The 25,860-nt window shown below is 65.7% G+C and carries 24 protein-coding genes; 16 read left to right on the plus strand and 8 right to left on the minus strand.

Annotation, left to right across the window (positions count from 1 at the left end):
* The first annotated feature begins 97 nt into the window (after nucleotides 1-97).
* From ACSQ3P_RS18360 to ACSQ3P_RS18375, 4 genes are all read left to right on the plus strand, one after another.
* Complete coding sequence (locus ACSQ3P_RS18360) at nucleotides 98-1,522, plus strand: FAD-binding oxidoreductase (RefSeq protein WP_436167187.1); 1,425 nt, start codon at nucleotides 98-100, stop codon at nucleotides 1,520-1,522.
* A gap of 2 nt (nucleotides 1,523-1,524) precedes the next feature.
* The gene (locus ACSQ3P_RS18365) at nucleotides 1,525-2,106 is read left to right on the plus strand and encodes an NAD(P)H-dependent oxidoreductase (RefSeq protein WP_436166950.1); all 582 of its coding nucleotides are present in this window, start codon (nucleotides 1,525-1,527) and stop codon (nucleotides 2,104-2,106) included.
* A gap of 94 nt (nucleotides 2,107-2,200) precedes the next feature.
* Complete coding sequence (locus ACSQ3P_RS18370; protein ID WP_103718449.1) at nucleotides 2,201-2,683, plus strand: MarR family winged helix-turn-helix transcriptional regulator; 483 nt, start codon at nucleotides 2,201-2,203, stop codon at nucleotides 2,681-2,683.
* A gap of 96 nt (nucleotides 2,684-2,779) precedes the next feature.
* Nucleotides 2,780-3,694: a DMT family transporter gene (locus ACSQ3P_RS18375; protein ID WP_436166951.1), complete on the plus strand. Its 915-nt coding sequence runs from the start codon at nucleotides 2,780-2,782 to the stop codon at nucleotides 3,692-3,694.
* 160 nt (nucleotides 3,695-3,854) lie between these two features.
* On the opposite strand, the gene ACSQ3P_RS18380 is transcribed toward ACSQ3P_RS18375, so the two are convergent.
* The 3 genes from ACSQ3P_RS18380 to ACSQ3P_RS18390 form a co-directional block, all read right to left on the minus strand.
* Complete coding sequence (locus ACSQ3P_RS18380) at nucleotides 3,855-5,840, minus strand: potassium transporter Kup (RefSeq protein ID WP_436166952.1); 1,986 nt, start codon at nucleotides 5,838-5,840, stop codon at nucleotides 3,855-3,857.
* 88 nt (nucleotides 5,841-5,928) lie between these two features.
* On the minus strand, nucleotides 5,929-7,203 hold the full coding sequence (gene ispG, locus ACSQ3P_RS18385) for a flavodoxin-dependent (E)-4-hydroxy-3-methylbut-2-enyl-diphosphate synthase (protein WP_436166953.1): 1,275 nt from the start codon (nucleotides 7,201-7,203) through the stop codon (nucleotides 5,929-5,931).
* Nucleotides 7,200-7,718 (minus strand): Fur family transcriptional regulator, encoded by a 519-nt coding sequence (locus ACSQ3P_RS18390; RefSeq protein WP_069693329.1) that lies wholly within the window; start codon nucleotides 7,716-7,718, stop codon nucleotides 7,200-7,202. Before ACSQ3P_RS18390 ends, ispG begins: the two co-directional genes overlap by 4 nt.
* Nucleotides 7,719-7,846: 128 nt before the next feature.
* Here ACSQ3P_RS18390 and ACSQ3P_RS18395 point away from each other — a divergent pair, with 128 nt between their 5' ends.
* From ACSQ3P_RS18395 to ACSQ3P_RS18430, 8 genes are all read left to right on the plus strand, one after another.
* Nucleotides 7,847-8,632, plus strand: coding sequence for a 3-hydroxybutyrate dehydrogenase (locus ACSQ3P_RS18395; RefSeq protein WP_436166954.1), 786 nt, complete (start codon nucleotides 7,847-7,849; stop codon nucleotides 8,630-8,632).
* The gene (locus ACSQ3P_RS18400) at nucleotides 8,629-9,699 is read left to right on the plus strand and encodes a patatin-like phospholipase family protein (protein ID WP_436166955.1); all 1,071 of its coding nucleotides are present in this window, start codon (nucleotides 8,629-8,631) and stop codon (nucleotides 9,697-9,699) included. Before ACSQ3P_RS18395 ends, ACSQ3P_RS18400 begins: the two co-directional genes overlap by 4 nt.
* Before the next feature lie 95 nt (nucleotides 9,700-9,794).
* Nucleotides 9,795-10,208 carry a DUF3830 family protein gene (locus ACSQ3P_RS18405; RefSeq protein WP_436166956.1) on the plus strand — a complete coding sequence of 138 codons (414 nt, stop codon included), beginning with the start codon at nucleotides 9,795-9,797 and terminating at the stop codon, nucleotides 10,206-10,208.
* A gap of 373 nt (nucleotides 10,209-10,581) precedes the next feature.
* Nucleotides 10,582-12,207, plus strand: a complete 1,626-nt coding sequence (locus ACSQ3P_RS18410) for an amidohydrolase (protein WP_436166957.1) — start codon at nucleotides 10,582-10,584, stop codon at nucleotides 12,205-12,207.
* Between the two features lie 109 nt (nucleotides 12,208-12,316).
* A complete protein-coding gene (locus ACSQ3P_RS18415) occupies nucleotides 12,317-13,261 on the plus strand; it encodes an ABC transporter permease (protein WP_436166958.1) in 945 nt (314 codons plus the stop codon).
* The gene (locus ACSQ3P_RS18420; protein ID WP_436166959.1) at nucleotides 13,254-14,150 is read left to right on the plus strand and encodes an ABC transporter permease; all 897 of its coding nucleotides are present in this window, start codon (nucleotides 13,254-13,256) and stop codon (nucleotides 14,148-14,150) included. The genes ACSQ3P_RS18415 and ACSQ3P_RS18420 overlap by 8 nt, the downstream gene beginning before the upstream one ends.
* Before the next feature lie 45 nt (nucleotides 14,151-14,195).
* A complete protein-coding gene (locus ACSQ3P_RS18425; protein ID WP_436166960.1) occupies nucleotides 14,196-15,791 on the plus strand; it encodes an ABC transporter substrate-binding protein in 1,596 nt (531 codons plus the stop codon).
* Between the two features lie 275 nt (nucleotides 15,792-16,066).
* Nucleotides 16,067-17,506, plus strand: a complete 1,440-nt coding sequence (locus ACSQ3P_RS18430; protein WP_436166961.1) for an amidohydrolase family protein — start codon at nucleotides 16,067-16,069, stop codon at nucleotides 17,504-17,506.
* 79 nt (nucleotides 17,507-17,585) lie between these two features.
* Here ACSQ3P_RS18430 and ybaL read toward each other — a convergent pair whose 3' ends face one another.
* The 3 genes from ybaL to ACSQ3P_RS18445 all read right to left on the minus strand — a co-directional run bounded on the left by ybaL (nucleotide 17,586) and on the right by ACSQ3P_RS18445 (nucleotide 20,279).
* Nucleotides 17,586-19,316: a YbaL family putative K(+) efflux transporter gene (ybaL, locus tag ACSQ3P_RS18435; protein ID WP_436166962.1), complete on the minus strand. Its 1,731-nt coding sequence runs from the start codon at nucleotides 19,314-19,316 to the stop codon at nucleotides 17,586-17,588.
* Nucleotides 19,317-19,505: 189 nt separating this feature from the next.
* Complete coding sequence (locus ACSQ3P_RS18440) at nucleotides 19,506-19,826, minus strand: polyhydroxyalkanoic acid system family protein (RefSeq protein WP_436166963.1); 321 nt, start codon at nucleotides 19,824-19,826, stop codon at nucleotides 19,506-19,508.
* 240 nt (nucleotides 19,827-20,066) lie between these two features.
* Nucleotides 20,067-20,279: a hypothetical protein gene (locus tag ACSQ3P_RS18445; protein WP_436166964.1), complete on the minus strand. Its 213-nt coding sequence runs from the start codon at nucleotides 20,277-20,279 to the stop codon at nucleotides 20,067-20,069.
* A gap of 285 nt (nucleotides 20,280-20,564) precedes the next feature.
* On the opposite strand from ACSQ3P_RS18445, the gene ACSQ3P_RS18450 reads away from it, so the two are divergent.
* A complete protein-coding gene (locus tag ACSQ3P_RS18450) occupies nucleotides 20,565-21,179 on the plus strand; it encodes a hypothetical protein (RefSeq protein ID WP_436166965.1) in 615 nt (204 codons plus the stop codon).
* Nucleotides 21,180-21,397: 218 nt separating this feature from the next.
* Here the strand turns inward: ACSQ3P_RS18450 and ACSQ3P_RS18455 are convergent, their stop codons facing one another.
* On the minus strand, nucleotides 21,398-21,697 hold the full coding sequence (locus tag ACSQ3P_RS18455) for a hypothetical protein (protein WP_436166966.1): 300 nt from the start codon (nucleotides 21,695-21,697) through the stop codon (nucleotides 21,398-21,400).
* A gap of 139 nt (nucleotides 21,698-21,836) precedes the next feature.
* Nucleotides 21,837-22,094, minus strand: a complete 258-nt coding sequence (locus ACSQ3P_RS18460) for a hypothetical protein (RefSeq protein ID WP_436166967.1) — start codon at nucleotides 22,092-22,094, stop codon at nucleotides 21,837-21,839.
* A gap of 374 nt (nucleotides 22,095-22,468) precedes the next feature.
* On the opposite strand from ACSQ3P_RS18460, the gene ACSQ3P_RS18465 reads away from it, so the two are divergent.
* The 3 genes from ACSQ3P_RS18465 to ACSQ3P_RS18475 are packed head-to-tail and all read left to right on the plus strand — an operon-like array spanning nucleotide 22,469 to nucleotide 25,705.
* The gene (locus tag ACSQ3P_RS18465) at nucleotides 22,469-23,452 is read left to right on the plus strand and encodes an NAD-dependent epimerase/dehydratase family protein (protein ID WP_436166968.1); all 984 of its coding nucleotides are present in this window, start codon (nucleotides 22,469-22,471) and stop codon (nucleotides 23,450-23,452) included.
* Between the two features lie 48 nt (nucleotides 23,453-23,500).
* On the plus strand, nucleotides 23,501-24,262 hold the full coding sequence (locus tag ACSQ3P_RS18470; RefSeq protein WP_436166969.1) for an SDR family oxidoreductase: 762 nt from the start codon (nucleotides 23,501-23,503) through the stop codon (nucleotides 24,260-24,262).
* A gap of 36 nt (nucleotides 24,263-24,298) precedes the next feature.
* Nucleotides 24,299-25,705, plus strand: coding sequence for an FAD-dependent oxidoreductase (locus tag ACSQ3P_RS18475; RefSeq protein ID WP_436166970.1), 1,407 nt, complete (start codon nucleotides 24,299-24,301; stop codon nucleotides 25,703-25,705).
* Nucleotides 25,706-25,860 lie beyond the last annotated feature (155 nt).

Raw genomic sequence — 25,860 nt, forward strand, 5'->3', positions numbered from 1 at the left:
CTTGTCCCGGCCATCCACGTCTTCGCATGTCGAGGACGGTGTTCGAGACGTGGATGCTCGCCACAAGGGCGAGCATGACGGCCGAGGCCCGTCGCGCATGACCGCCCGCTACGACATCGCCGCGTTGAAGGCGCGCCTCGGCGGCATCCGCAGCGAGGACAACCCGGCGCTGGTGAAGCAGAAGAGCCGCGACTTCTTCTGGTATTCGCCGGTGCTGAAGCGCCAGCTCGACCATGTCACGGCCGACATCATCGTGTCGCCGACGAGCGAGGCCGAGGTGCTGGAGGTGCTTGCCACCGCACATGCGCTGGGCATTCCGGTGACGCCGCGCGGCACCGGCACGGGCAATTACGGCCAGGCCATGCCGCTCTCGGGCGGCGTGCTGCTCGACCTCTCCGGCTTCAACAAGGTCAAGGCGATCGCGCCCGGCCGCTATGTCGCCGAGCCTGGCGCGATCATGGCGCGGATCGATGACGAGACGCGCCGGCATTCGCGCCAGGAACTCAGGCTCCACCCCTCGACCTATCAGACTGCCTCGATCGGCGGCTTCATCGCCGGCGGCTCGGGCGGCGTCGGCTCGATCAAATGGGGCGGATTGCGCGACTGGGGCAACATCATCGCGCTCAAGGTCGCGACGATGGAAGCCTCGCCGCGCATTCTGGAGCTGAGCGGCGAGGATCTGCACAAGGTCGCCCATGCCTATGGCACCAACGGCATCATCACCGAGGTCGAGATGCCATTGGCGCCGGCTTACGACTGGATCGATGTCATCCTCGGCTTCGGTAGTTTGCGGGCCGCGACGGAGTTCGCCAATGAGCTGGGCGAGCAGGACGGGCTGGCGCTGAAGAACCTTGCCGTCGTCGCTGCGCCGGCTCCTCATGATTATTTCCTGCGGCACAGGAAATTCCTGCCGCGTGACAGCCATCTCGTCATCGTCATGGCGGCCGATTTCGCGGTCGACTCGCTGCTCGCCTATGCGAGGCGTTTCAGGGGCGCCGAACTGCTGATGCGTTCGGACACGCTTTCCTCGGAGGAGGCGAAAGGCCTGCCGCCCGCCTATGAGCTCGGCTGGAACCACACCACGCTCAGGGCGCTGCGCGTGGATCCCGCCATCACCTATCTCCAGGTGCTCTACCCGTTCCCGAACCAGGTCGAGCTGGTCGAGGCGATCCATGCGCGCTTCGGCGACGAAGTGCTCTGCCATCTTGAATTCGTCCGCTTCGACGGCAAGATCACCTGCTTCGGGCTGCCCTTGGTGCGCTTCACCACGGAAGAGCGGCTGGAGGAGATCATGGCGATCCATGAGGCGATGGGCGCGCCGATCTTCAACCCACATCGCTACACGCTGGAGGAGGGGGGCATGAAGCAGACCGATGACGCCCAGCTCGCCTTCAAGCGGCAGGCCGATCCGCAAGGGCTGCTCAACCCCGGCAAGATGATTGCCTGGGAGGACCCGGCCTACGATTACGCGTCAGGCAAGACGTTCCTGTTCCGCAGCCTGTCCGAAGCCGGGGTGGGCTGAGGATGCGGGTGCTCGTGCTCTATGCCCATCCCGATCCGGAGAGCTATGGCGCGGCGCTGCACGAGGCCGTGGTGACGAGCCTGAAGCAGGCGGGGCACGAGGTCGATGATTGCGATCTCTATGCCGAGGGTTTTGACGCCGTGCTGAGCCGGGTCGAGCGCGTGGGCTATCATGACCTCGCCAGCAACACGCGTTCCGTTGCCGGCTATGTCGAGCGGCTGCAACGAGCCGAGGCGCTGGTGCTGTGCTTTCCGGTCTGGAATTTCGGCTATCCGGCGATCCTGAAGGGGTTCTTCGACAGGGTCTTCCTGCCCGGCATCTCGTTCAAGCTGGTCGACGGCAAGGTCAGGCCCAATCTCTGGAACATCCGCAAGCTTGCGGCGGTGACGACCTATGGCGGGTCGCGCTGGCGCGCGCTGTTGATGGGCGATCCGCCGCGCAAGCTGGTCAGGCGGGTGCTGCGCGCGGTCTGCCACCCGAGCGCGCGGCCGCTCTATCTGGCGCATTACGACATGAACCGCGCGACGCCGGAGACCCGCCAAGCATTTTTCGAGCGGGTTCGTGCTAATATCGGCCGGCTGTGAAGCATCTGTCTCACCTATGTCATCAGCGTGTCATGATCGCGGGCGATCTGAGAGCCGGCGAACGATCGCCTAAACCATTAGCAAGGACCGGCTCATGACCAAGTCGCTGGAGAAGAGCGTCGGCCGTGCCCTGCTCGTGACCGCGCGGCTGCATCGCGCGCGGATGGGCGAACGGCTCAACGCGCTTGGCCTGTTTCCGGGCCAGGAGCAGGCGCTGAAGGCGCTGCAGCCCGCGCCGATGACAATGGGCGAGCTTGCGACCCTGCTCCGGGTCAAGCCGCCGACGGTCTCCAAGACGATCGGCCGGCTTTCGTTGCAGGGGCTCGTCACGCGCGAGGGCGGCAGCCGCGACGGACGCCTGGTTCAGGTCGCGCTGACCGAACTCGGCCAGAAGACCGCCGCGACGCTGGACGCGGTCTGGAACCAGGTCGAGGACGAGTTGCTCGAACGTCTCGACGCGAAGGAGCGCAAGCAGCTGCGCAAGCTTCTCCGCAAAGCCGCCAAAGGATTGTCGAAAGCCGGCGTCGAGATCGAGGATAGCGATGTCGATGGTGACGAGGCCGACAGCGACGGCTGATACGCGCATGGATTGCATGCAGCCATCGACTGGCTTGAGGCCGTAAAACGGTTAAATCTGCCTCTGGCATTCTGCCAGCGCATGACGGAACCTTTCTTGGCCGCCCATCCCCACACTCCGGAAACCAGTGGCACGCGACTGGCCGCGATCGCGCTGATGTGTGGGGCCGTGTTGTGCTTCGCCATGCTCGATGCCAGCGCGAAATGGCTGTCGGCCTCGATGGATCCGGTGCAGGTGGTGTTCGCCCGCTATGCCGGCAGCATGGCGCTGGTCTGCCTGCTGCTCAATCCGTGGAGCCACCCCGGCATCCTGCGGACGCAACGGCCCTGGCTCCAGGCGGTCCGCTCGCTGCTGCTGCTGGGCTCGACGATGCTGAATTTCATCGCGGTCAAATATCTCCAGCTCGCCGAGACCGTCTCGATCATGTTCGCGGGACCACTCCTGGTGGCGCTGGTCTCCGGCCCGCTCCTGGGGGAATGGCCGGGCCCGCGCCGGCTGATCGCCATCGGCGTCGGTTTTCTCGGCGTGCTGGTGATCACCCGGCCGGGCTTCGGCGGGATGCATCCTGCCGCCCTGCTCAGCGTGCTCGGCTGCGTCTGTTACTCGTTCTATTCGTTGGCGACGCGCAAGCTTGCCGCCTTCGATCCGCCGGAGACGACGATGGTCTATTCGGGCGTCGCCGGCACGCTCGCCATGCTGCCCTTGATCCCGTTCTTCTGGACGATGCCGCAAAGCCCGCTGGTCTGGTTGCTGATGCTCGCGACCGGGGTGCTCGGTGGCTTCGGCCATTGGCTGCTGATTCTGGCGCATCGGCTCGCGCCGGCGACAGTGCTTGCACCCTTCATCTATTCGCAGATCGTCTGGATGATCGCGCTCGGCTGGTTCGCTTTCGGCCAGTGGCCGGACCGCTGGACCTTCGTCGGCGCGACCATCGTCATCGCCTCGGGGCTGTACCTGCTCTACCGGGAGCGGGTCAGGCATGTGCCCGAGGGCTCGGCGCGGCTGGATTGAAGCCTGCCTGCTTGCGACCCTCTAACCCTCAGCCCTCATCCTGAGGAGCCGCGAAAGCGGCGTCTCGAAGGATGTTTCAGAAGGCACTGGAGCATCCTTCGAGACGCGGCCCGATGGCCGCTCCTCAGGATGGGGGCTGAAAGGTGGAGATGTGCAGTCCTCAGACCGAGACCTGCGTGCCGACCTCGACGACGCGGCCGGTCGGGATCTGGAAGAAGCTCGTGGCGTCGGTCGCGCTCTTGGTCAGGCTGATGAAGAGCTTGTCCTGCCAGATCGGCATGCCCGATTGCGGCGAGGCCTTGATCGAGCGGCGCGACAGGAAGAACGAGGTCGACATGATGTCGAATTTGAAGCCCTGCTTGCGCAGCACGGCGAGCCCCTTGGGGATGTTGGGGCTCTCCATATAGCCGTAGACCATCTCGACCCGCCAGAAATCGTCGGTGATCCGCGAGAGCCTGACGCGCTCCTCGTCGGCGACGCGCGGCGTGTCGGCCGAGCGCACGGTCAGGATCACATTGCGCTCATGCAGCACCTTGTTGTGCTTGAGATTGTGCAGCAGCGAGGCGGGCGCCGTCTCGGGATCGCTTGTCAGGAACACCGCCATGCCCTTGACGCGCACGGGTGGGCTCTTCGACAGCATGCCGACGAGTTCAAGCAGCGGCACGTCGGTCTTGCGCGTCTTGTCGAACAGGATCTTGGTGCCGCGCACCCAGCTCCACATCAGCACGACCAGGAAGATCGCCAGCAGCACCGGCATGTAGCCGCCGCTGAACAGCTTCAGCATGTTGGCGGCGAAGAAGGCGACGTCGATGACCAGGAACGGCACGATCAGCGCCACCGTCGCCGGCAGGCTCCAGCCCCAGTTGCGGCGAATCACGATGAAGGCGAGCAGCGAGCTCACCACCATGGTGCCGAACACGGCGATGCCGTAGGCGTGCGAGAGGTTGGACGAAGTCCGGAAGGCGAAGACTAGGATCAGCACGACGACGAGCAGCATCCAGTTGATGCGCGGGATGTAGATCTGCCCGGAGGTGTGCTCGGAGGTGTGTCTGATCTCGAGCCGGGGCAACAGCCCGAGCTGGATCGCCTGACGCGTCAGCGAGAAGGCTCCGGTGATCACCGCTTGGCTCGCGATGATGGTCGCGATCGTCGCCAGGATGACGAGCGGCAGGATCAGGAAGTCCGGCGCGAGCTTGTAGAACGGATTGTCGATCGCAGAAGGGTCTGAGAGGATGAGCGCGCCCTGGCCAAGATAGTTCAGCCAGAGCGAGGGAAACACCAGCCAGATCCAGGCGCTCTGAATCGGCCCGCGGCCGAAATGGCCCATATCGGCATAGAGCGCCTCGGCGCCCGTGACGGCCAGGCAGACCGAGCCGAGCACGGCCAGCGACACTGTGGGATGGTCGACGAAGAAGCGCAGGCCGTAATAGGGGTTCACCGAGGTGAGCACGGTCAGTTCGTCGGCGATGTGATAGATGCCCAGGCCCGCCAGCGCCACGAACCAGACCAGCATGACGGGGCCGAAGAAATTCGCGACCTTTTCGGTGCCGCCGCTCTGCACCATGAACAGGACGATCAGGATGATCGAGGCGATCCAGATCACATAGTCGTCCAGCGCCGATGTCACCAGCTTGATGCCCTCGACAGCCGAGAGCACCGAGATCGCCGGCGTGATGACCGCGTCGCCATAGAACAGCGCCGCGCCCGCCATTCCCAAAAACAACACGAAGCCGCCGCGCATGCGGCCCAGGCCACGCTGGGCCAGGGCGACCAGCGTCAGGATGCCGCCTTCGCCATTATTGTCGGCACGCATCAGCAGCAGCACGTATTTCAGCGTGACGACGATGACGAGAGACCACAGGATCAGCGACAGCACGCCGATGACGATGTCGCGCGGCACCGGCGCGTTGGCTGCGGCATTGGTCAGCGCGCCATGGGCCGCGGTCGCGGCCAGAACCGTCTCGCGCAGGGCGTAGAGCGGGCTCGTGCCGATATCGCCATAGACGACGCCGAGCGCGCCCAGCGCCAGGACCGCGAAGCTGTTGGTCGAATGGCCGTGCTTGCTCGCGCCACCATGACCATCATCGAGGCCGAAACGGGAATCCTCCGGCCGTGTGGTCGGTGGATTCGGCTGATCATGCCCCATTAGGGATCTCCGCGCGCGCTGCGGTGCAGCGAAAGGCCGGGGCGTCTAACACAAGCAGGCCGGCGCGCAAAGGCGTGCCGGTTCGATCTCACTGCGCCGCATCGCTCAACCCACCATAACGCCGCGCGATATAGCCATCGACCATTGTCTTGAATTCGGCGGCGATGGCGGGGCCGCGCAGGGTCGTGACCTTGCGGCCGTCGACGAAAACGGGGGCAACCGGCGCCTCGCCCGTGCCGGGCAGCGAGATGCCGATATCGGCATGTTTGGACTCGCCGGGTCCGTTGACGATGCACCCCATCACCGCGACGTTCAGTGTCTCGACACCGGGATAACGCGTCTTCCATTCCGGCATGGAGCTCGAGATCCAGCTCTGGATGTCCCGTGCCAGTTCCTGGAACACAGTCGAGGTGGTGCGGCCGCAGCCGGGGCAGGCCGCCACCAGCGGCACGAAGGCGCGGAAGCCCATGGTCTGGAGCAATTCCTGCGCGGCCTTGACCTCGAGCGTGCGGTCGCCGCCGGGCTCAGGCGTCAGCGAGAAGCGGATCGTGTCGCCGATGCCCTCCTGCAGCAGGATGCCGAGCGCGGCCGAGGAGGCGACGAGGCCCTTCGAGCCCATGCCGGCTTCGGTGAGGCCGAGATGGATGGCGTAGTCGGCCCGGTTGGCCAGCATGCGGTAGACCGCGATCAGATCCTGCACGCCCGAGACCTTGGCCGAAAGGATAATGCGGTCCCGGCCCAATCCGATCTCCTCGGCGCGCTGCGCAGAGAGGAGGGCGGACTGCACCATCGCTTCGCGCATCACGGCGCGGGCGTCGAGCGGGGTGGCCGAGACGGCGTTCTCGTCCATCAGGACGGTCAGCAATTCCTGGTCGAGCGAGCCCCAGTTCGCGCCGATGCGCACGGCCTTGCCATGTTTGATCGCGAGCTCGACGATCTGGCCGAACTGCCGGTCCTTCTTGTCCTTGAAGCCGACATTGCCGGGGTTGATGCGGTATTTCGCCAGCGCCTCGGCGCAGGCGGGATGGTCGGTCAGCAGCTTGTGGCCGATATAGTGGAAATCGCCGACGAGCGGCACGTCGATACCGATGCGGTCGAGCCGCTCACGAATATGCGGGACGGCGGCGGCGGCCTCGTCGCGGTCGACCGTGATGCGGACGAGCTCCGAACCCTGCCGGGCGAGCGCCGCGACCTGCGCGATCGTGCCCGCGATATCGGCGGTGTCGGTGTTGGTCATCGATTGCACGACGATCGGCGCCCCGCCGCCGACGGTGACGGGGCCGACCTGGACCGGCACGGTCAGTCGGCGCGGCTGCGGTCCGGCCTGATCGGGAAGGCAGGGAGGCGACACGCGCTCGTTCATCCTTGAACGCTCCGGCAATGCTCGCAGCGGCCGACGATCTCGACCACCTGATGCGAGGGGGAAAACTGTCGCGTCTGCGCGATCGCCGCCACGGCCTTCTTCATGGCGGGCGACGAATCTTCGTCGACGCCGCCGCAGGCCTCGCAGATCAGGAAGGCGACGACCTCGTCGGCGCCATGGCCGTGCAGGCAGGCGATATAGGCGTTGCGCGAGGAGAGCCGGTGGACGAAGCCCTGCTCGACCAGAAAATCGAGCGCGCGATAGATCGAGATCGGCGCGAGACGGCGTCCGCCGGCCGGCGAGATGCGGTCGGCCAGATCATAGGCTCCGACGGGGCGGTGGTCGGCATGCAGCGCCTCCAGCGCCTTACGGCGGATCGGCGTCAGCCTGAGACCGCGCTCGCGGCAGAGATGCTCGGCCCGGGCCAGGGCCTGGGCTGCATGATTGCGATGGTCATGCGCATGCCGGCAGATTGCATCGTCAGCGCCGTCATGATCGTGTGCGTGTGGCTGCATTTTGGTCATGTTGCGTTGCAATAGGTCATCAGGCGCCGCGCCGCGACCCTTTTCCGGTCACTGACATATCGCCCGCTCGGCACCGAACCTAAGCATTTCTATCCCTAATGTCAGGAGCCTTGACGTTCATGTTCCTCAAAGACCGCTGCGCCGTGATCACCGGCTCGACCTCAGGCATCGGCCTCGCCTATGCCCATGCGCTCGCCAAGGAAGGCGCGAATCTCGTCATCAACGGCATCCTGCCCGCTGACGACGCCGAAAAGCTCCGTTCCGGGCTCGAAAGCGAGTTCGGCGTCAAGGCGTTGTTCTCGCCCGCCGACATGACCAAGCCCGACCAGATCGCCGGTATGATCGCCCAGGCCGAGGCCGCTTTCGGGGCGGTCGACATCCTCGTCAACAATGCCGGCATCCAGCATGTCGCCCCGATCGAGGAATTCCCGATCGCGACCTGGGACATGATCATCGCGATCAACCTGACCTCGGCCTTCCATACCACCCGCGCGGCGCTGCCGAAGATGAAGGCGAAGGGCTGGGGCCGGATCATCAATACGGCCTCGGCGCATGCCTTCGTCGCCTCGCCCTTCAAATCCGCCTATGTCTCGGCCAAGCATGGCATCGCCGGCCTGACCAAGACGGTGGCGCTGGAAGTCGCGACCAACGGCATCACCGTGAACGCGATCGCGCCCGGCTATGTCTGGACGCCGCTGGTCGAGAAGCAGATCCCCGACACGATGAAGGCGCGCAACATGACCAAGGAGCAGGTCATCAACGACGTGCTGCTGACGGCGCAGCCGACCAAGGAGTTCGTCACGGTCGAGCAGGTCGCAGCGCTCGCAGTCTTCCTGTGCACGGATGCGGCGAAGTCGATCACCGGCACGATTTTGCCGATAGATGGCGGCTGGACCGCGGCGTGACCGGTCGGCGCAGGCGCAGCTCGGCGCGGGTCAAGGGGCTCGCCGGCCCCAAGGCCGAGAAGACCGTCTCGCTGGCGCTCCAGGGCGGAGGCGCGCATGGCGCCTTCACCTGGGGTGTGCTCGACGCGATCCTGGAGGATGGGCGGCTGGCGATCGAGGCGCTGTCGGGGACCAGCGCCGGCGCGATGAACGCCGTCGTGCTGAGCGAGGGCTGGCTCGAAGGCGGCGCGGAAGGCGCGCGCGCCAAGCTCGAAAGCTTCTGGCGGGCGATCAGTGTCGACGGCAAATATGGCGGCTCGGAGCGCTCGCTGATCGACACCATGCTCGGTGCCTGGGGCAGTAACGGCACGCCGCCCGGCATGATCTGGTTCGAATTGTTCTCGAAGGTCGCGAGCCCCTACGACGTCAACCCGCTCAACATCAACCCGCTGCGCGGCGTCATCGCCGACCTGATCGATTTCGAGAAGGTCCGCGCGAGCCAGGACGTCAAGCTCTTCATCGCCGCGACCAATGTCCGCACCGGCAAGATCAAGGTCTTCACCGGTGCGGAATTGAGCCCCGACCATCTGATGGCCTCGGCCTGCCTGCCGATGCTGTTCCAGGCGGTCGAGATCGCAGGCGAGGCCTATTGGGACGGTGGCTATATGGGCAATCCGGCGCTGTTCCCGCTGTTCTACGAGGCCCATTGCGACGACATCATGCTGGTGCAGATCAACCCGCTGCAGCGCAAGGAACTGCCCACCAATGCCCGCGCGATCCAGGACCGGCTGAACGAGATCACCTTCAACGCCTCGCTTTTGCGCGAACTGCGCGCGATCGACTTCGTCAACAAGCTCGTCGACGGCGGCAAGCTGCCGACCGACGAGTACAAGCGCGTGCTGATGCACCGGATCGATGGCGGGCCGCCCTTGGCAGAGCTGACCTCGTCCTCGCGGATGAATGCGGATTGGGACTTCCTGCTGCGCCTGCGCGACATGGGCCGGGCGGCGGCCAAGCGCTGGCTCAAGCGCAATTACGAGGCGATCGGCAAGGCCGGCACGCTCGACCTCAAGGAGGCGATCTCGTAATCCTGTCGGCCGTCATGACGAGCACCCGGGTCTTGCGAAAGCCTGGCCAAACGGGCAATCACCCTCCGAAGCCGTTTCGAGAGACAGAGATTTCCATGACCAAGCTGATCGTCACCGCCGGCCCCTTCACCTTCGAAGCCAAGCTCGAGCTGGAAGCCGCACCCAAGACCTGCGCCGCCTTCCTCCGGCACATGCCGTTCGAGAGCAAGATCGTGCATGTGCGCTGGAGCGGCGAGGGCGTCTGGATGCCGCTCGGCGATCTCGATTTCGGCGTCGGCTACGAGAACCACACCAGCTACCCGGCGCCTGGCCAGATCATCCTCTATCCCGGCGGCATCAGCGAGACCGAGATCCTGCTCGCCTATGGCGGCGTGCATTTCGCCAGCAAGATGGGCCAGCTCGCCGGCAACCACTTCATCACGCTGACCTCGGGACTGGAAAACCTCTACACGCTCGGCCGCAAGACGCTGTGGGAAGGCGCGCAGGAGATCAAGTTCGAGCTGGCGTGAATTCTACCGGGACGGTCGTCTGACGCGGCCGCTTGTGCTTCCGGTGCTCACGGACACATGTCCGCCGCGCCCCGGTTCTCGACAGCCACGCCAGTCAACTCGTCGTAGAGCAGGATGCGAAAAAGTGGGAACCGGTTTTTCGCATTGATCCTGCTCTCACTTTTAGATGAGAGACGGATTCAGACTTCAGCTGGGATCACTTTGTGAGCCCAGCTGAAGTCATCCGGCTCTAGCGAATTCCCGCGCGTTCCTCCAAGGTGCCGGATCGACCGGCGGCAGAATCTTGCGCAGGCGCGCCGAAAATTCGCGCGCCGCGCGGATTGCCCGGCTGTCGTGAAGCGGCCATGATTTCGTACCGGGAGGAACGAAATCGATGGTCGCGTTTCCGAAAGCCGACATGGTCCTGCAGAACGGGCCGGTCTATCTCGGTTTGAGAGAAGGATATGCTACGGCGGTGGCGCTCTGGGCCGGCAGGGTGCTCGCGACAGGCACGCCCGCCGAGATGGCGCCATTGATCGGTCCCGCCACCAAGGTGATCGAGCTTGCCGGCCGGACGGCGACGCCGGGCCTCTACGAGGCGCATCTGCATCTGCTGCCGCTCGGGCTGACCATGCTGGAGCTCGACATCCGGCCGCGCGTCGTGCGCACGCTCGACGGCCTGCTGGAGATGATTGCGAAGCGCGCCACCGAGGTGAAGCCGGGCGAATGGATCCTGGCGCGCGGCTACGACCAGTTCGAGCTCGACGTGAAGCGCCATCCGCATCGCACCGAGCTCGACAAGGCCGCGCCGAACAACCCCGTCTATATCGTGCGTGCCTGCGGCCATCTCTCGGTCGCCAATTCGATGGCCCTGAAGATCGCCGGCATCACCGAGGCGACGCCGGTGCCGCCGGGTGGCGCGATCGAGCAGGTCAACGGCTCGCTCACCGGCCTGATGGCCGAGAACGGGCGCGACCCGATCAAGGCTGTGATCCCGGACCCGACCGATGAGGAGCTGGTCGCGGCGATCGAGCGCGCCGGGCGCTATTGCAACTCCTTCGGTATCACCAGCGTGATGGATGCGGCCGTCGGCATCCGCTCCTATTACCGCGAGGTCGCGGCCTATCGCACGGCGCAGCGCACGGGCCGCCTGCCGGTGCGCACCAATATGTGCCTGCTTGGCGGGCATAACGGCATCGTCGAGCAATGCTTTGCCGACGGTCTCGTCACCGGCGCGGGCGACGACTGGCTCAGCGTCGGCCCGGTCAAGATCTTCACCGACGGTTCGGCCGGAGGGCGCACCGCGGCGATGAGCGAGCCTTATCTCGGCGAGCCCGAGACCAGCGGCATCTTCTGCCTGACCGACCCCGAGATGGACGCGCTGACGCGCGATTATCACGCCAGGGGCTATCAACTCGCGGTTCATGCCATCGGCGATGCCGCGATCGAGCAGACGCTGAATGCGATGGAGGCGGGGCTCAACGACCATCCCGATCCCGACCGCCGCCATCGCATCGAGCATTGCGGCTTCAATTCGCCCGAGCAGATCGCCCGCATGGCCCGGCTCGGCATCGAGCCGGTGCCGCAGCCGGTCTTCATCTATGATTTCGGCGATCTCTATCTCTCGGTGCTCGAAGAGAAGCGCGCCAGCGAGAGCTACCCGATGCGCGACTGGATCGCGGCGGGTCTGAAGCCCGCGGCCTCCTCCGACGCGCCGGTCTGCGACGCGAATATCTGGCCCAACATCTACACCATGCTGACCCGCAAGAGCTCGCGCGGGACGGTGATCGGCGGCGACCAGACCCTGACGATCGACGAGGTGATCGCGGCCTACACCGATTTCGGCGCTTATGTGAATCGCTCTGAGACACATCGCGGCCGGCTGCTGCCGGGCATGGCTGCCGATGTCGCCGTATTCTCGCGCGACCTCTCCAAGGCGACGCCGGAACAGCTCTTGCACGAGACCCGCTGCGACCTGACGATCATCGAGGGCAAGGTCGTGTACGAGGCGGAGGCGTGATGGCGTCGTCATTGCGAGCGCAGCTAAGCAATTCGGAAGGGCGTAGAGCCCGGCCGCCGCTGGATTGCTTCGTCGCCTCGCTCCTCGCAATGACGGGGGGCGCTCGTCGATGCTGAACCACGTCGCCTCGCGCCTCGCCCTTTCGGTGCCGGTGCTGTTCGGCGTGCTGCTCTTCGGTTTCCTGCTGCTGCAGCTTGTCCCCGCGGATCCCGCCGCGATCATCGCCGGGCCGATGGCGAGCCCCGAGCTGGTCGCGCAGATCAGGCAGGATATGGGGCTCGATCGGCCGATCATCGTTCAGTTCGCGATCTATATGGGGCGCGTGCTGCAGGGCGATCTCGGCGTCTCGCTGATCTCGAACACCCGCGTCACCACGGAGCTGGCCGAGGCGATCGGCCCGACCGCCGAGCTGATGTTCGCCTGCCTGGTCTGGGCGGTGCCGCTGGGCATCGCGCTCGGGACGATCGCTGCGGTCTATCGCGGACGCCTGCTCGACCGGCTGGTGATCGCGGTTTCGGTCGCCGGCGTCTCGACGCCGGTGTTCTTCATCGGGCTGATCCTGATGCAGTATATCGGTTACCACTGGGAGCTGCTGCCCTTCATCGGGCGCGGCGGGCCGCTCTGGAGCCTGGAGGGGCTCGCCTCGATCGTGCTGCCGGCGCTGACGCTCGGGCTGGTCTTCATCGGGCCGATCGCGCGGATGACGCGGACCGCCGCGCTCGAAGTGCTGAACGCCGACCATGTCCGCACCGCCCGCGCCAAGGGATTGGCCGAGCGCACCGTCATCCTCCAGCATGTGCTGCGCAACGCCTTGATTCCGGTGGTGACGCTGATCGGCCTTCAGGCCGGCTATCTGCTCGGCGGCGCGGTCGTCACCGAGACGATCTATTCCTGGCCGGGCGTCGGGCGGCTCGCGGTCGGGGCGATCCTGGCGAGCGATTTCCCCCTGGCGCAAGGCGCGATCCTGGTGCTGGCGCTGGCCTTCCTGGTGATCAACCTGATCGTCGACATGCTCTATGCCGTGCTCGATCCGAGGGTCGAGAGCCATGGCTGACCTGACGACCCAGGCCGCGCCGGTGACGGTGCAACGGAGCTGGCTTTCGCCGATCTGGCGGCGGATCCTTGGCGACAAGCTCGCCTTGGCGGCAGCGATCATCCTTCTGACGATCGTGCTCGCGGCTTTGTTCGCGCCCTGGCTTGCGCCCTTCGACCCCTATGAAACGACGCGCCGCCCCTTCATTCCGCCGCGCTGGAGCGAGGGTTCGCTGCCGCAATACTGGCTCGGCACCGACGGGCAGGGGCGCGACATGCTCTCGCGCCTGCTCTACGGGACGCGATTGACGCTGGTGATGGGGTTGGCCTCGATCATCCTCGGCGGCGGGCTCGGCGCGATGCTGGGCTTGCTCGGCGCCTTCTACCGGCGGCTCGATCCTTATGTGATGCGCTCAGCCGACATCCTTTTGTCCTTCCCCGCTATCCTGCTGGGGCTGGCGCTCGCCGCCGTCGTCGGTCCCGGGCTGACGGCCATCGTGATCGCGCTCTCGATCGCTACCGTGCCGGATGTCGCGCGTATCACCCGCAGCGCCGCGATCGTGGTGATGGGGCAGGATTACATGGAGGCCGGCCGTGCGCTCGGCCTGCCGGACAGAACGCTGATCTGGCGCTATCTGGCGCTGAACTGCATCTCGCCGGTCTTCGTCTTCATGACGCTGCGCTTCGGCCAGATCATCCTGATCGGGGCGGCGCTGTCGTTCCTGGGGCTGGGCGTGCGCCCGCCCGAGGCGGAGCTCGGCATGATGGCCTCGCTCGGGCGCGACGCCTTGTTCTTTGCGCCGCATATCTCGCTGCTGCCGAGCCTCACGATCATCGCGATCGTGCTCTGCGTGAACCTGCTTGGCGATGCGCTGCGCGATCTGCTCGATCCGCGCATGAGGAACATGTGAGGCGCGCCACCGACACTTAAATTCATAACAAAGGGGACAAAGATCGTGAGAGAGCTGAAATCCATCGTCATGGGGGCCTGCCTCGGCCTTGCTGCCTTTGCCGGCCCGGCGCTCGCGCAAGGCTCCAATGCCAGCCTCACCATCGTGCGCGAGGTCGACAGCGACCGCTATGATCCGCATCGCTCGACGGCGCGCTCGGCCTCCGAAGTCCTCTTCATGATGGCCGACACGCTGGTCTCGCTCGACCACGACATGGCGACGATCAAGCCCGGCCTCGCCACCTCCTGGACGATGGCGCCTGACGGCAAGACCTACACCTTCAAGCTGCGCAACGACGTCTCCTTCTGTGACGGCAAGAAGCTGACGGCGCAGGATGTGGTCTATTCGATCAAGCGCTGGATCGATCCCGCGACGCGCTCGCCCGTGGCCTGGCGCGCCGGCAAGATCGAGGACATCGTCGCAACCGATGATTACACGGTCGAATACAAGCTCAAGGCGCCGTTCTCGGAATTGCTCTACCAGCTCACCCAGAGCTTCGCTGTCGTCGTCGACAAGGCCAATGTCGAGGCGCTCGGCGCCGATTTCGGGGTCAAAGGCTTCAACGGCACCGGCCCCTATTGCTGGGGTGACTGGAAGCCGCGCAACGAGTTCCGGCTGAAGCGCCACGCCGCCTATAAATGGGGCCCGCCGATCTATCAGAACACCGGGCCGGCGCAGATCGAGGAGATCGTCTGGCGCATCGTGCCGGAGGACAACACCCGCCTGGCTGCGGTGATGACCGGCCAGACCCAGGTGACGCAATATGTGCCCTATTCCGGCATGGCCCAGATGCGCGCCAACAAGAACCTCAGGATCGTCGAGTCGAAGGAGGCGTTCTGGACCTATTTCGTAGGTTTCAAAATCGACAAGGAGGGCGTCAGCGATCCGGCCGTGCGCAAGGCGATGGTGATGGCCGTCGATCAGAAGGCGATCGCCGAGAACCTCTATTTCGGCGAGGTCGAGCCGGCCTATAGCTATATCTCGACCGAGGCGCTGGACTGGAACAAGGCGCTGACGCCGAACCTGATCAAGACCAATGTCGCCGAGGCCAACAAGATCCTCGACGCGGCGGGTTGGGTGAAGGGGCCCGACGGCTTCCGCATGAAGGACGGCAAGAAGCTCTCGCCGGTCGTCTATGGCTTCACCGGCTCGACCTGGCAGAAGCTGATGGAGGCGATCCAGGGCGATCTGCGCAAGATCGGCGTCGATCTCAGGGTCCAGCTCTTCGATGCCACCATCGCCTGGGGCAAGATGGCGACGCAGGAGTTCGACATGTTCGGGATGAGCTTCCCCTACATCTCGGCCGGCGATGCGCTGAACCTGTATTTCCCCTCGGCCAATGCACCGACTCCCAACCGGATGAACTGGAAGGACCCGGCGACGGACGAATTGCTGACCAAGGGCATCACCGCGCTGAACGAAGCCGACCGCGCGGCCGCCTATGGCGAGGTTCTGACGAAGGTGCATGAGGCGGCGGTCTGGCTGCCGCTCTATCACGAGCCGATGAAGATCGCGGCCTCGGCAAGGCTCGCCCCCTTCAAGGCCCACAACATCTATGGTTGCGGGCTGTATAAGGGGCTGGACCTGAAGTTCGTCAGGTAAGGGCGCGAGAAGCGCCATCCTACTCCCTCTCCCCTCGCGGGATAGGGTTGGGGTGAGGGGGCGCGCAACGGTTGCCGGCTGGCTCTTGCAACGCCGTCCGGATAGCGCACGGAGCCCCCTCATCCGTCTCGGCTTTGCCGAGCCACCTTCTCCCGCATCAAAGTCGGCTGTTGCCGACTTTGACACTTAGGGTTGCCCATCTCGGGCAAGCCCGAGATGGGTGGGAGAAGGGAAGAGCCTGCCATTTCAAGTCCAGCCACGCCGGAGCCCAGCCCATGCCGATCACCCTTATCCGCAACGCCAGCTGGATCGTCGCCTACGACGCCAAGGCCAAGGGCCATGTCTATCTGCGCGATGGCGATGTCGCCTATGAGGGCGACCGCATCCTGCAGGTCGGCGGCAGCTATAAGGGCAAGGCCGATGCGACGATCGACGGGCGCGGCAAGATGGTCATGCCCGGTCTCGTCAACATCCACTCGCACCCCTCCTCGGAGGCGATGTGCAAGGGCTGGAACGACGAGCTCGGCAGCGCCAAGATGTACGGCACGGCGCTCTACGAGTTCATGCCGCTGTTCCGCTGCGACGCAGCAGGCGTCAAGCCCTGCGCGCAGGTGACTTATTCCGAACTGCTGATGTCGGGCGTCACCACGCTGGTCGACATGTCCGCCGCCTGGGACGGCTGGTTCGAGACCTTCAAGGCCTCGGGCCTTCGCGCCGTGTTCGCGCCGATGTACCGCTCGGCGCGCTGGTACACCGATAACGGCCATCTGGCGAAATATGAGTGGGATGCCAGAGCCGGCGAGAAGGCGATGGCGCAGGCCATGAAACTGCTGGACCAGGTTGCGACCGACGCAACGGGCAGGCTCTCAGGCATGGTCTCGCCCTCGCAGATCGACACCTGCACGCCCGAACTGATCCAGGCGAGCTATGAGGAGGCGGAGACGCGAAAACTCCCCTTCCAGATCCATGCCGCCCAGAGCGTGGTCGAATTTCATGAGATCACGCGCCGGCACGGGATGACGCCGGTGGAGTGGCTGGAGGAGCTCGACGTGCTCGGGCCGTTCTCGATCATCGGCCACGGCATCTTCCTCGACCATCACTCCTCGGTGAAGTGGCCGGCGACCGACGATATGGGCGCGCTGGTCGAAACCGGCACCAATGTCGCGCATTGCCCGATCGTGTTCCAGCGCCGCGGCATCGCGATGCAGAGCTTCGGGCAATATGTCGCTGCCGGCATCAATGTCGGTATCGGCACCGACACCTATCCCCACCACATGCTGGAGGAATTGCGCGCCGTCTGCATCGGCTCGCGCATGATGGCCGAGGACGTCTATGACGTGCGGACCTCGGACGCTTTCAACGCAGCGACGCTGGGCAGCGCCAAGGCGCTCGGCCGCGACGATATCGGCCGGCTCGCCAAGGGCGCGAAAGCCGACATCGTGCTGGTCGACGTCACCCATCCGATGATGCGCCCGCTGCGCGATCCGCTCCGCAGCCTGATCTATGCGGCGGGCGAGCGCGCGGTGACGACCGTGATCGTCGACGGCGTCACGGTGGTGGAGAACGGCAAGGTGCTGACCATGGATTATGCCAGCGCTGCCGCCGAACTGGAGGAGGCGCAGCGCCGGGCCGAGCCCAACGTCAAGGGTCTCGACTGGGCCAAGCGAGACCATCTCGAGATCTCGCCGCTGACCTTTCCCGCCGGCCGGGGCTGAGTGCAGGCGATTGCCCGGCGCGCTCCGTCATCCCGGACGACCTATGGTCGCCCAGGATGACGACGTGGTTCGGGCGATCTTAAACCGATTGTTTGTCCGCAGAGGCTTCGCCATTCGCTGGAGGCGCGCCGCATAGCGCCAGCATGGCACGGGCGATTTCCGCCTCGCCCATGATCGTCAGGCTCGCGCCGCATCTGGTCAGATGCTCGACTGCCGCGTCGGAATGGGCGCGGGCGATGATCGGCAATTCGGGATTGTCGCGTCGCGCCTGTTCGCAGACCTGGCCGGCCTCGAAGCTCTCGGGAATGGCGACGAAGAGCCGGCGCGCCCGCGCCAGGCCGGCGGCGGCCAGCACGTCTGGATCGGCAGCGTTGCCGATGAGCACCGCGGCACCCTGGTCCTTGGCTGCGGCGACGGCTTCGGGCTGTTCCTCGATGACGAGCAGGGTCTCGCCATGCGCTACAAGGCCCGCGCCCAGGAGCGCGCCGACCCGGCCATAGCCGACGACGACCATGTGATCGCTCAAGGTCGTGGGGACGATGTCGCGCTCGGGCTCCGGCTCGGGCTCCGGCTTGGCGGCGCTCGGCTTGGGCTTCGCCGGGCTCGCCTCCATGGTGAAGCGCTCGATGATCGCAAACAGCACCGGGTTGAGCAGGATCGAAAGGATCGCGCCCGCCAGGATCAGGTCGCGGCCCTGTTCAGGCAGGATCGCCAGCGAGACGCCCAGGCCCGCCAGAATGAAGGAGAACTCGCCGATCTGCGCCAGCGACGCGGAAATGGTCAGGGCGACGGCATTCGAGCGGCCAAAGGCACGCACGATCAGCCAGGCGGCGAGCGATTTTCCGAACAGGATGATGGCGAGTGTCGCCAGCAAGGGCAGCGGCGCGCGCAGCAGGATGCCGGGGTCGAACAGCATGCCGACGGAGACGAAGAACAGCACCGCAAAGGCGTCGCGCAGCGGCAGCGATTCCTCGGCGGCGCGCTGGCTCAACGGCGATTCGTTCAAGATCATGCCGGCGAAGAAGGCGCCGAGCGCAAACGAGACGCCGAACAGGCTCGCCGCCATGAAGGCGACGCCGAGCGCCAGGGCCAGCACTGCGAGCCTGAACAGCTCGCGCGAGCCGGTATGGGCGACCCAATGCAGCACCCAGGGGATGACGCGCCGCCCGACGATGAGCATGAAGGCGATGAAGGCCACGACCTTGGCGAGCGTCAGCCCCAGCACGCCCCAGAGGCCAAGGTCGAACTGCCCGGAGAGCGGAACGGGCGTACCGGGCCTGGCACCATTCAGGGCGTCGGCGATGGTCGGGATCAGGACGAGCGCCAGCACCATGGCGAGGTCCTCGACGATCAGCCAGCCGACCGCGATCTTGCCTTTCTCGGTCTGGACCAGCCGGCGCTCCTGGAGTGCGCGCAGCAGCACGACGGTACTGGCGACCGAGAGCGCGAGCCCGAAGACGAGACCCGCGACCCAGCCCCAGCCGAGCGAAAGCGCCAGGCCCAGGCCGAGCAAGGTCGCCACCGCGATCTGGACGAGAGCGCCGGGGACCGCGATCGTTTTGACCGAGAGCAGGTCCTTCAGCGAGAAATGCAGGCCGACGCCGAACATCAGCAGGATGACGCCGATCTCGGCCAGTTCGTTGGCGAGGCCTTGATCGGCGACGAAACCGGGGGTGAAGGGCCCGACTGCGACGCCAGCGAGGAGATAGCCGACCAGGGGAGAGAAGCGCAGCTTCTGAGCAAGCGCTCCGAAGATGAAGGCGAGGCACAGGCCCGCGACGAGAATGGCGATCAGCGGGCCAGGATGCATCAGGTCTCCAGAAGGCGGGCAGGATTACGGAAGGCGGCAGGACTACGGAAGGCAGATGGTGGCTCGAGAGAACACTCGAAGCATGGCGTCTGGGTCACGCAATTTCAACCTTGAGGCGGTCTTTTCAGAGCGCTTTCGACGGGGCGAGGTGGCGTTTCCGCCAGGCGGCCGTCGGCACGATCGGTGGCCTCAGGCCTTCGGCTTGTCCAGCAGGACGCGACCCTGCTTCTCGACGCCGAGCTTCAGTGCCTCGGCGAATGTCGCCAGCACCCAGGGCAGCATCATCTCGACGCGCACCAGCGTCTCCTCGACGGTGAGGCTGCCCCGCACCGTGTAGCCCAGCGCGGCCACGCCGAAATCCAGCGTGTCGTCGCGCCACTCCTCCTCGACGAGCTGCATCTTCACCATGCCGAGCTTGTCGCGGATGCGATCGACGCCGCCACGGATGCGCGCGAGCGCGGCCTCGCGGCCGAGCTCATGGGAAATCGTGATGCTGACGGGCTTGGCCATGGGATTCGCAGTCGAAGGAGCGGCGGCAGACGCGCCCATACCAGGGTCGCCAGAGTTCCAGCGGCATGTGCAGTCGCGTCGGGATGAAGGATAGGCTGCGAAGTCTGGGTGGGCCAGAGGAGAGTGGGCTCAGATCACGTCGCATTCGGGCGGAAACGCCGAATGCGAAAAACGTGGTCGATTCTAAAAGCTTAGAGCATTGCTCACGCGAAAACCGGTGCCCACTTTTCGCGCAATGCTCTAGAGGCTGCGCTCGTTCAGCGCCTTCTGGCCATGCTCGGTGACGAGCCAGCGCCCGCCGAGCGGTTCGACGAGGCCACGATCCTTCAGCACGACCAGCATCTCATCGTCGAAGATGAAATGGGTGGTCTGCTCGTCGATGCTCTCGAGGGCGATCCATTCCGGGTCCGACATCACGCCAGGGCGCGCGATCTGGAGGTGCTGTGTTTGCATGAGCGTCTCCTTCTCGATTGGAATGATTGCTCGATTGGGATGGATGATGCTGAATCCCATCCAATCTTGGCGCTGTCATGACCGAGGGCCGTCCGAAACAAGCCTTTGCCGGCAATACTTTGCGAGCAGGCCCGGCTTTGCGCGCAGGCCCGCGCCCGCGTGAATTAAGGGCTGGCGAAGGGCGGAAACCGGGCGTCGATGCGTCGCGTCCTTTCCGCCGGGCGGAACTCTCGCATCGCTGCCTCGTTCATTAGGCATGGATCTGTGTATGGAAGGAGGTTCGCAATGGCGACCATGAACAAGTTTCCGCCCGACATGCCGAAAGGCTGGAACGAAGCCGGCGACGAGATCGACAACGCGACCAGCGGCCTGCGGGCCAAGGCCGCCGATGTCGCCGACAGGGCGACGGAGACGGTCAGGGGCGGCTACTCCCGCGCCAAGGACGCCTTGACGGATATCGACCCGGTCGAGACCGCCCGCGAGGGCGGCCAGGCGGTGATACGCGTGGTCGAGCGCAATCCCGTCGTCGCATTCGGGCTGGGTGCGTTGGGCATCGGATTGATCGCCTGGGCGAGCCTGCGCTCACCGCCCGCATCGCGCTGGGAGCGCTACCAGCCTGATTTCGACAGGCTGCGTGGCCTGATCGGTGATTACGGCAAGGATGCCGCCAAGTCAGGCGAGGGCGCTTTGAAGAGCGGCCAGCAATGGCTGAACGCCTATGGCGGCGATGCGCGCGACTATGCCGGCTATGGCGGCCGTATGATCGCGCAGCGGGCTCAGAAGGAGCCGATCGCGGCGCTGCTCGGGATCGGGCTGGCGGTCTATGCGCTCGGATCGTTGCTGGGTTCGTCGAGCAGCGACGCGGCTCCTGCGCGCAAGCGCGCCGCACCGAAGCGCTGACAGCCCGGCCTCGATCACGTCGCATTCGGGCGGAAACGTCCGAATGCGACGTGATCGATCCAGGAGCTGAAAGCATTGCTCCCCACGAAAAGCCGCTCCCCACTTTTTCGCGCAATGCTCTTGTGGCCACGAAAAACCCCGCAGCCTTTCGGCCGCGGGGTTTTGATTTTCACACGGACGAGCCTGTCAGATCAGATGGGCTCGTCGGTGTTCAGCTATCAATACCAGTAGCCACGGCGGCCATAGTAACCACGGCCATAATAGGAGCGGTTGTCAGCGGCAACGAGCGCGCCGCCGATGACGCCAGCGGCGACGCCGGCCGCAACAGCGCTGCTGGCTTCGGAGTTGGCGCGGCGGTTCTCGGTGTAGTTGGCCGAGCGGCACTGCTGATAAGCGCGGGTGCCGGGGCGGAAGCCCTGCGACTCGCAGGTGATTTCGGCGTCGACCAGCGATTCCTGCCGCGTCTGGCAGCCAGCAACTACGGCGGCCAGGGCGCCAACGATGAGAAGGGTACGCATCAATTTTTCCTTTTCAGCCTCCCAATGGAGCAAGGACTTAAAATACACGCGCCGTTGCAGGTCAAGAACAACCGCGCCTGTTGGTTTAAGCCGGTCCGATCGTCATGGGAATACTGCGTGGCCTTGCGAGCGCCTTCGTTTAGCCGGCCTTGCGCCCAGGTTTCTCCACGACCTTGCCCGAGCGGGCGAGAGTGGCGATTTCCAGGGCTGGCATGCCGGATTTCTCGGCGATGGCGCGATCCTGCTCCATGATGGCCTCGCGCGCCGGCTCGTCGCCGTCGAGGCCGCCGAGCAATGCGGTCGGCACCCGCCGGTTGGAGCGGCGCGAGCCGTCGGTATAGACGACGTCGAACATCACGAATTCGGCATCGAGCGGCTTCGATTTCTTGCGGGCCATGATCGGGTCCTTTCGGAAAATGGACGGGCCGCGCGATGCGGCGGCTGAAGTCCCAATGTCTGAAACCGTCTCTCACCGAAGGTGAAAGCTGGATCTATGCGAAAAACCGGTTCCCACTTTTCGCATCCTGCTCCAGGCGCGGCGGCGGGTGGCGCGCGGCCTCTGCAGGTGTCGCGCGACGCCTAGACCATGGTTCGCGCCGATGCAATGCGACATGCCGGCCCGGTTCCACGGAAGCGCGCGGCCAGGATGGGCGAAATTTGCGCCGCCGCGCCAAAGATGCGGGCATGATCGGGATCGGTCGGGCTTGTGGGTGACACGGCTGGGCGCTTAGGTCAGCCGTGCTGCCCACAAGCTGTGTGAAGGGGCGTTTCTTGAGAATCCTGATCTTTGGCGGTGTCGGTTTCGTCGGGCTCAACATCGCGGAGGCGATGTTGGCGAAAGGCGACGACGTTGTTGTGTTCGACCGCTTGGCGTTGCCTGCCGCCATCGGGAAGGCCTTTTCCCGGCTGCCGGGGCGCTTGACCGCTGTCCAGGGGGACGTCACCGACAAGGTCGCGATTGCCGAAGTGGTGAAGCCCGGCGTGGACGTCGTCATCATGGGTGCTGCGATCACCGCTGGAGCGGCGCGCGATGCGCGCGACCCCGAGACGATCCTGCAGGTCAATCTGCTCGCTCAGGTGCCGATCCTGGAGGCGGCGCGGGCTGCGGGTGTGCGGCGCATCGTCAATCTGAGTTCGGCGGCTGCTTATGGGATGGCCGGAGAGCACTATCCGGAGCTCGGCGAGGAGACGCCGGGCGATCCGGTCAGCCTCTATGCGATCAGCAAATGGGCGAGCGAGCGCGTCGGCGGCCGGCTGGCCGATCTCTGGGGGCTCGACCTGGTCTCCTTGCGGCTCAGCGGCGTCTTCGGCCCTTGGGAGCGTGCGACGGGCGTACGCGACACACTGAGTCCGCAAGGCCAGATCCTCGCCGCTGCTGGGAAGGACGAGCCCGCGATCCTGCCCCGACCGGGCCTGCGCGACTGGATCTATGCGCCCGATCTCGCCGAGGCGGTGCGGATCGTGGTGGGCGCGCCGGCCTTGCGCCATCGGCTCTACAACATCTCGACGGCACGGCACTTCGCGGCCCTGGAGTGGGGCCAGGCGCTGGCGGCCAATTTTCCCGGTTTCACCTGCCGCCTGGCTGAGCCCGGCGAGGCGGCGACGATCGACCTGCACGGACCGGGCGACCGCGCGCCGCTGTCCACTTTGCGGATGAGGGAGGAATTCGGCTGGGCTGCCGCAACTGGTGTGGCGGAGTCGGCAAATGCACTGGCCGTCTGGTGGCGGGCGCATGGCCGGGGGCTCGGGCGATGACAAGGACTTGGACGATGACAAGGACTTGGACGATGAGGGGCCTGGGCGATGAAGCTTGAGGGAAAGGTCGCGCTGCTGACCGGCGCCGGCTCGGGAATCGGGCAGGCGAGCGCACTGCTCTTTGCTCGCGAAGGCGCGTGCGTCGCAGTCATCGATCGCGATGCCGAGGCGGCGCAGGCGACGGTGGTGCTGATCATCGAGGCCGGCGGGCAGGCTTGTGCTCATATCGGCGATGTCGGCTTGCCGGGCTTCGCCGATGGCGTGGCGGAACAGGTGCTCGCGCGCTTCGGCCGTATCGACGTGCTGGTGACGGCTGCCGGCTTTTCCTGCGGCGGTACGGTGACGACGACCACACCCGAGGATTGGGACGCCGTCTTCCGCGCCAATGTCGGTGGCACCTTCCTCTTCGCCAAGGCTGTGATCCCGGCGATGCAGCGGCAGGGTGGTGGGGCGATCGTGACCTTCGCCTCACAACTGGCTCTGGCCGGTGGGCGCGGCAACAGCGCCTATATCGCGGCTAAGGGGGCAATCCTCAGTCTGACCCGGACGATGGCGCTGGACTATGCCGGAGACGGCATCCGCGTGAACGCGATCGCTCCGGGCGCGATCGATACGCCGATGCTGCGGCGCAGTTTTGCCCGCCATGCCGAGCCCGAGCCGCTGCGCGAGGCCTCGCGCAACCGCCATGCGATGAAGCGCTTCGGCCGCGCCGAGGAGGTGGCGCAAGCCGCGCTCTATCTCGCCGGCGACGCCTCCTCGTTCAGCACGGGGACGACGCTGGTGGTCGATGGCGGCTGGCTTGCCGCGTGACCGGTTTCCGGCATGATCACTGCATGGGATGTTGCCATGAAGCATGACGGATTATCGGTTCTCGAGAGCCGCATCGCTGGCGATCTCGCCCGCACCGCCCATCCCAGCGCGCCCTGGCTCGAGCCGGTTCCGGGGCCGGACGGCAAGCCGGCCTATGACGTGATCGTGGTCGGGGGCGGCCAGTCGGGGCTGGCGACAGCCTTCGGCCTGCAGCGCTCGCAAGTCACCAACATCCTGGTGCTTGACAAGGCGGCTGCGGGGCAAGAAGGGCCATGGCGCTCCTATGCGCGCATGCACACGCTGCGCAGCCCGAAGGATTTCACCGGCCCCGATCTCGATGTGCCGAGCCTGACCTACCAATCCTGGCACGAGGCCAAATTCGGTGTCGAAAGCTGGGATGAGCTGGCGTTGATCCCGAAAGGACTCTGGGCGGATTATCTTGGCTGGTTTCGCCATGTCGTCGGCATCCCCGTTCGCAACGAGGCGGAGGTGGTCGATATCGCCCCCGCCGGCGGGCTGCTGGCGGTGACGCTGCGCTGCGGTGGCAAGGCCGAGACGCTGCATGCCCGCAAGATCGTGCTCGCAACCGGGCAGGAGAGCCTGGGCGACTGGACCATGCCGGCGCCGCTCATGGCGCTGCCGGCCTCACGCTGCGCGCATTGCGCCGAGCCGATCGATTTCGCCGCGCTTGCGGGCAAGCGTGTCGCGGTGATCGGGGCCGGTGCGTCGGCTTTCGACAATGCCGCGACAGCGCTGGAGGCCGGGGCGGCGCAGGTGCATCTGCTCTGCCGCCGGCCCGAGGCGCAAGTGATCCAGCCCTATCGCTGGCTGACCTTTCGCGGCTTCCTGCGCCATCTCAGCGACCTCGACGATGCCTGGCGCTGGCGTTTCATGAGCGCCGTCCTGGCGCTGCGGGAAGGGTTTCCGCAAGCGACCTATGACCGCTGCGCCCGCCACGACGCCTTTTCCCTGCATCTCGGCGCGCCTGCTCTGAGCGCGATCGACGGGTCCGGCGGTGTCGAGATCGCGACGCCGCAAGGCTCGCTCACGGTCGATTTCGTCATCGCTGCCGCTGGTATCGAGATCGATCTCTCCGTGCGGCCGGAGCTTGCGGGCTTTGCCGGCAACATCGCCTCCTGGGCAGACCGCTATGCGCCGCCGGCTGCCGAGCGTGACGACCGGCTCGGCCGCTTCCCCTATCTCGCCGATGATTACGCGCTGACCGAGCGCGCGCCGGGCGCGACGCCCTGGATCCGCGACATCCATCTCTTCACCATTGCCTCGACGATGAGTTTCGGGGCGTCCGGTTCCTCGATCAACGCGATGACCACGGCGGTGCCCAAGCTCGTCTCGGGCATCACGCGCGGGCTGTTCCGCGCCGATGTCGAGCGGCACTGGGCTTCGTTCCAGGCCTATGACGTGCCCCAAGCCGTGCTGCGCTGATCCTTTCTCGGGTGGAAGGGAAAGGATGCTTCCCGCCTCGGGCGGGAGGGGAGATGATGCGTTGCATGGCACCACGCTTGCATCCGGTTCCGCGAGAGCAGGATGCGAAAAAGTGGGCACCGGTTTTTCGCATAGAATCCTGCTCTCACTCCTGG

This window comes from Allobosea sp. LjRoot9, from assembly GCF_964252745.1.
In the GTDB taxonomy this organism is placed as follows: domain Bacteria; phylum Pseudomonadota; class Alphaproteobacteria; order Rhizobiales; family Beijerinckiaceae; genus Allobosea.

Coding starts and splice junctions, on each gene's coding strand:
- ACSQ3P_RS18360 (WP_436167187.1), top strand. CDS start 98: ATGACCGCCCGCTACGACATCGCCGCGTTGAAGGCGCGCCTCGGCGGC.
- ACSQ3P_RS18365 (WP_436166950.1), top strand. CDS start 1,525: ATGCGGGTGCTCGTGCTCTATGCCCATCCCGATCCGGAGAGCTATGGC.
- ACSQ3P_RS18370 (WP_103718449.1), top strand. CDS start 2,201: ATGACCAAGTCGCTGGAGAAGAGCGTCGGCCGTGCCCTGCTCGTGACC.
- ACSQ3P_RS18380 (WP_436166952.1), bottom strand. CDS start 5,840: ATGGGGCATGATCAGCCGAATCCACCGACCACACGGCCGGAGGATTCC.
- ispG (WP_436166953.1), bottom strand. CDS start 7,203: ATGAACGAGCGCGTGTCGCCTCCCTGCCTTCCCGATCAGGCCGGACCG.
- ACSQ3P_RS18390 (WP_069693329.1), bottom strand. CDS start 7,718: ATGCAGCCACACGCACACGATCATGACGGCGCTGACGATGCAATCTGC.
- ACSQ3P_RS18395 (WP_436166954.1), top strand. CDS start 7,847: ATGTTCCTCAAAGACCGCTGCGCCGTGATCACCGGCTCGACCTCAGGC.
- ACSQ3P_RS18405 (WP_436166956.1), top strand. CDS start 9,795: ATGACCAAGCTGATCGTCACCGCCGGCCCCTTCACCTTCGAAGCCAAG.
- ACSQ3P_RS18410 (WP_436166957.1), top strand. CDS start 10,582: ATGGTCGCGTTTCCGAAAGCCGACATGGTCCTGCAGAACGGGCCGGTC.
- ACSQ3P_RS18415 (WP_436166958.1), top strand. CDS start 12,317: ATGCTGAACCACGTCGCCTCGCGCCTCGCCCTTTCGGTGCCGGTGCTG.
- ACSQ3P_RS18420 (WP_436166959.1), top strand. CDS start 13,254: ATGGCTGACCTGACGACCCAGGCCGCGCCGGTGACGGTGCAACGGAGC.
- ACSQ3P_RS18430 (WP_436166961.1), top strand. CDS start 16,067: ATGCCGATCACCCTTATCCGCAACGCCAGCTGGATCGTCGCCTACGAC.
- ybaL (WP_436166962.1), bottom strand. CDS start 19,316: ATGCATCCTGGCCCGCTGATCGCCATTCTCGTCGCGGGCCTGTGCCTC.
- ACSQ3P_RS18440 (WP_436166963.1), bottom strand. CDS start 19,826: ATGGCCAAGCCCGTCAGCATCACGATTTCCCATGAGCTCGGCCGCGAG.
- ACSQ3P_RS18445 (WP_436166964.1), bottom strand. CDS start 20,279: ATGCAAACACAGCACCTCCAGATCGCGCGCCCTGGCGTGATGTCGGAC.
- ACSQ3P_RS18450 (WP_436166965.1), top strand. CDS start 20,565: ATGGCGACCATGAACAAGTTTCCGCCCGACATGCCGAAAGGCTGGAAC.
- ACSQ3P_RS18455 (WP_436166966.1), bottom strand. CDS start 21,697: ATGCGTACCCTTCTCATCGTTGGCGCCCTGGCCGCCGTAGTTGCTGGC.
- ACSQ3P_RS18460 (WP_436166967.1), bottom strand. CDS start 22,094: ATGGCCCGCAAGAAATCGAAGCCGCTCGATGCCGAATTCGTGATGTTC.
- ACSQ3P_RS18470 (WP_436166969.1), top strand. CDS start 23,501: ATGAAGCTTGAGGGAAAGGTCGCGCTGCTGACCGGCGCCGGCTCGGGA.
- ACSQ3P_RS18475 (WP_436166970.1), top strand. CDS start 24,299: ATGAAGCATGACGGATTATCGGTTCTCGAGAGCCGCATCGCTGGCGAT.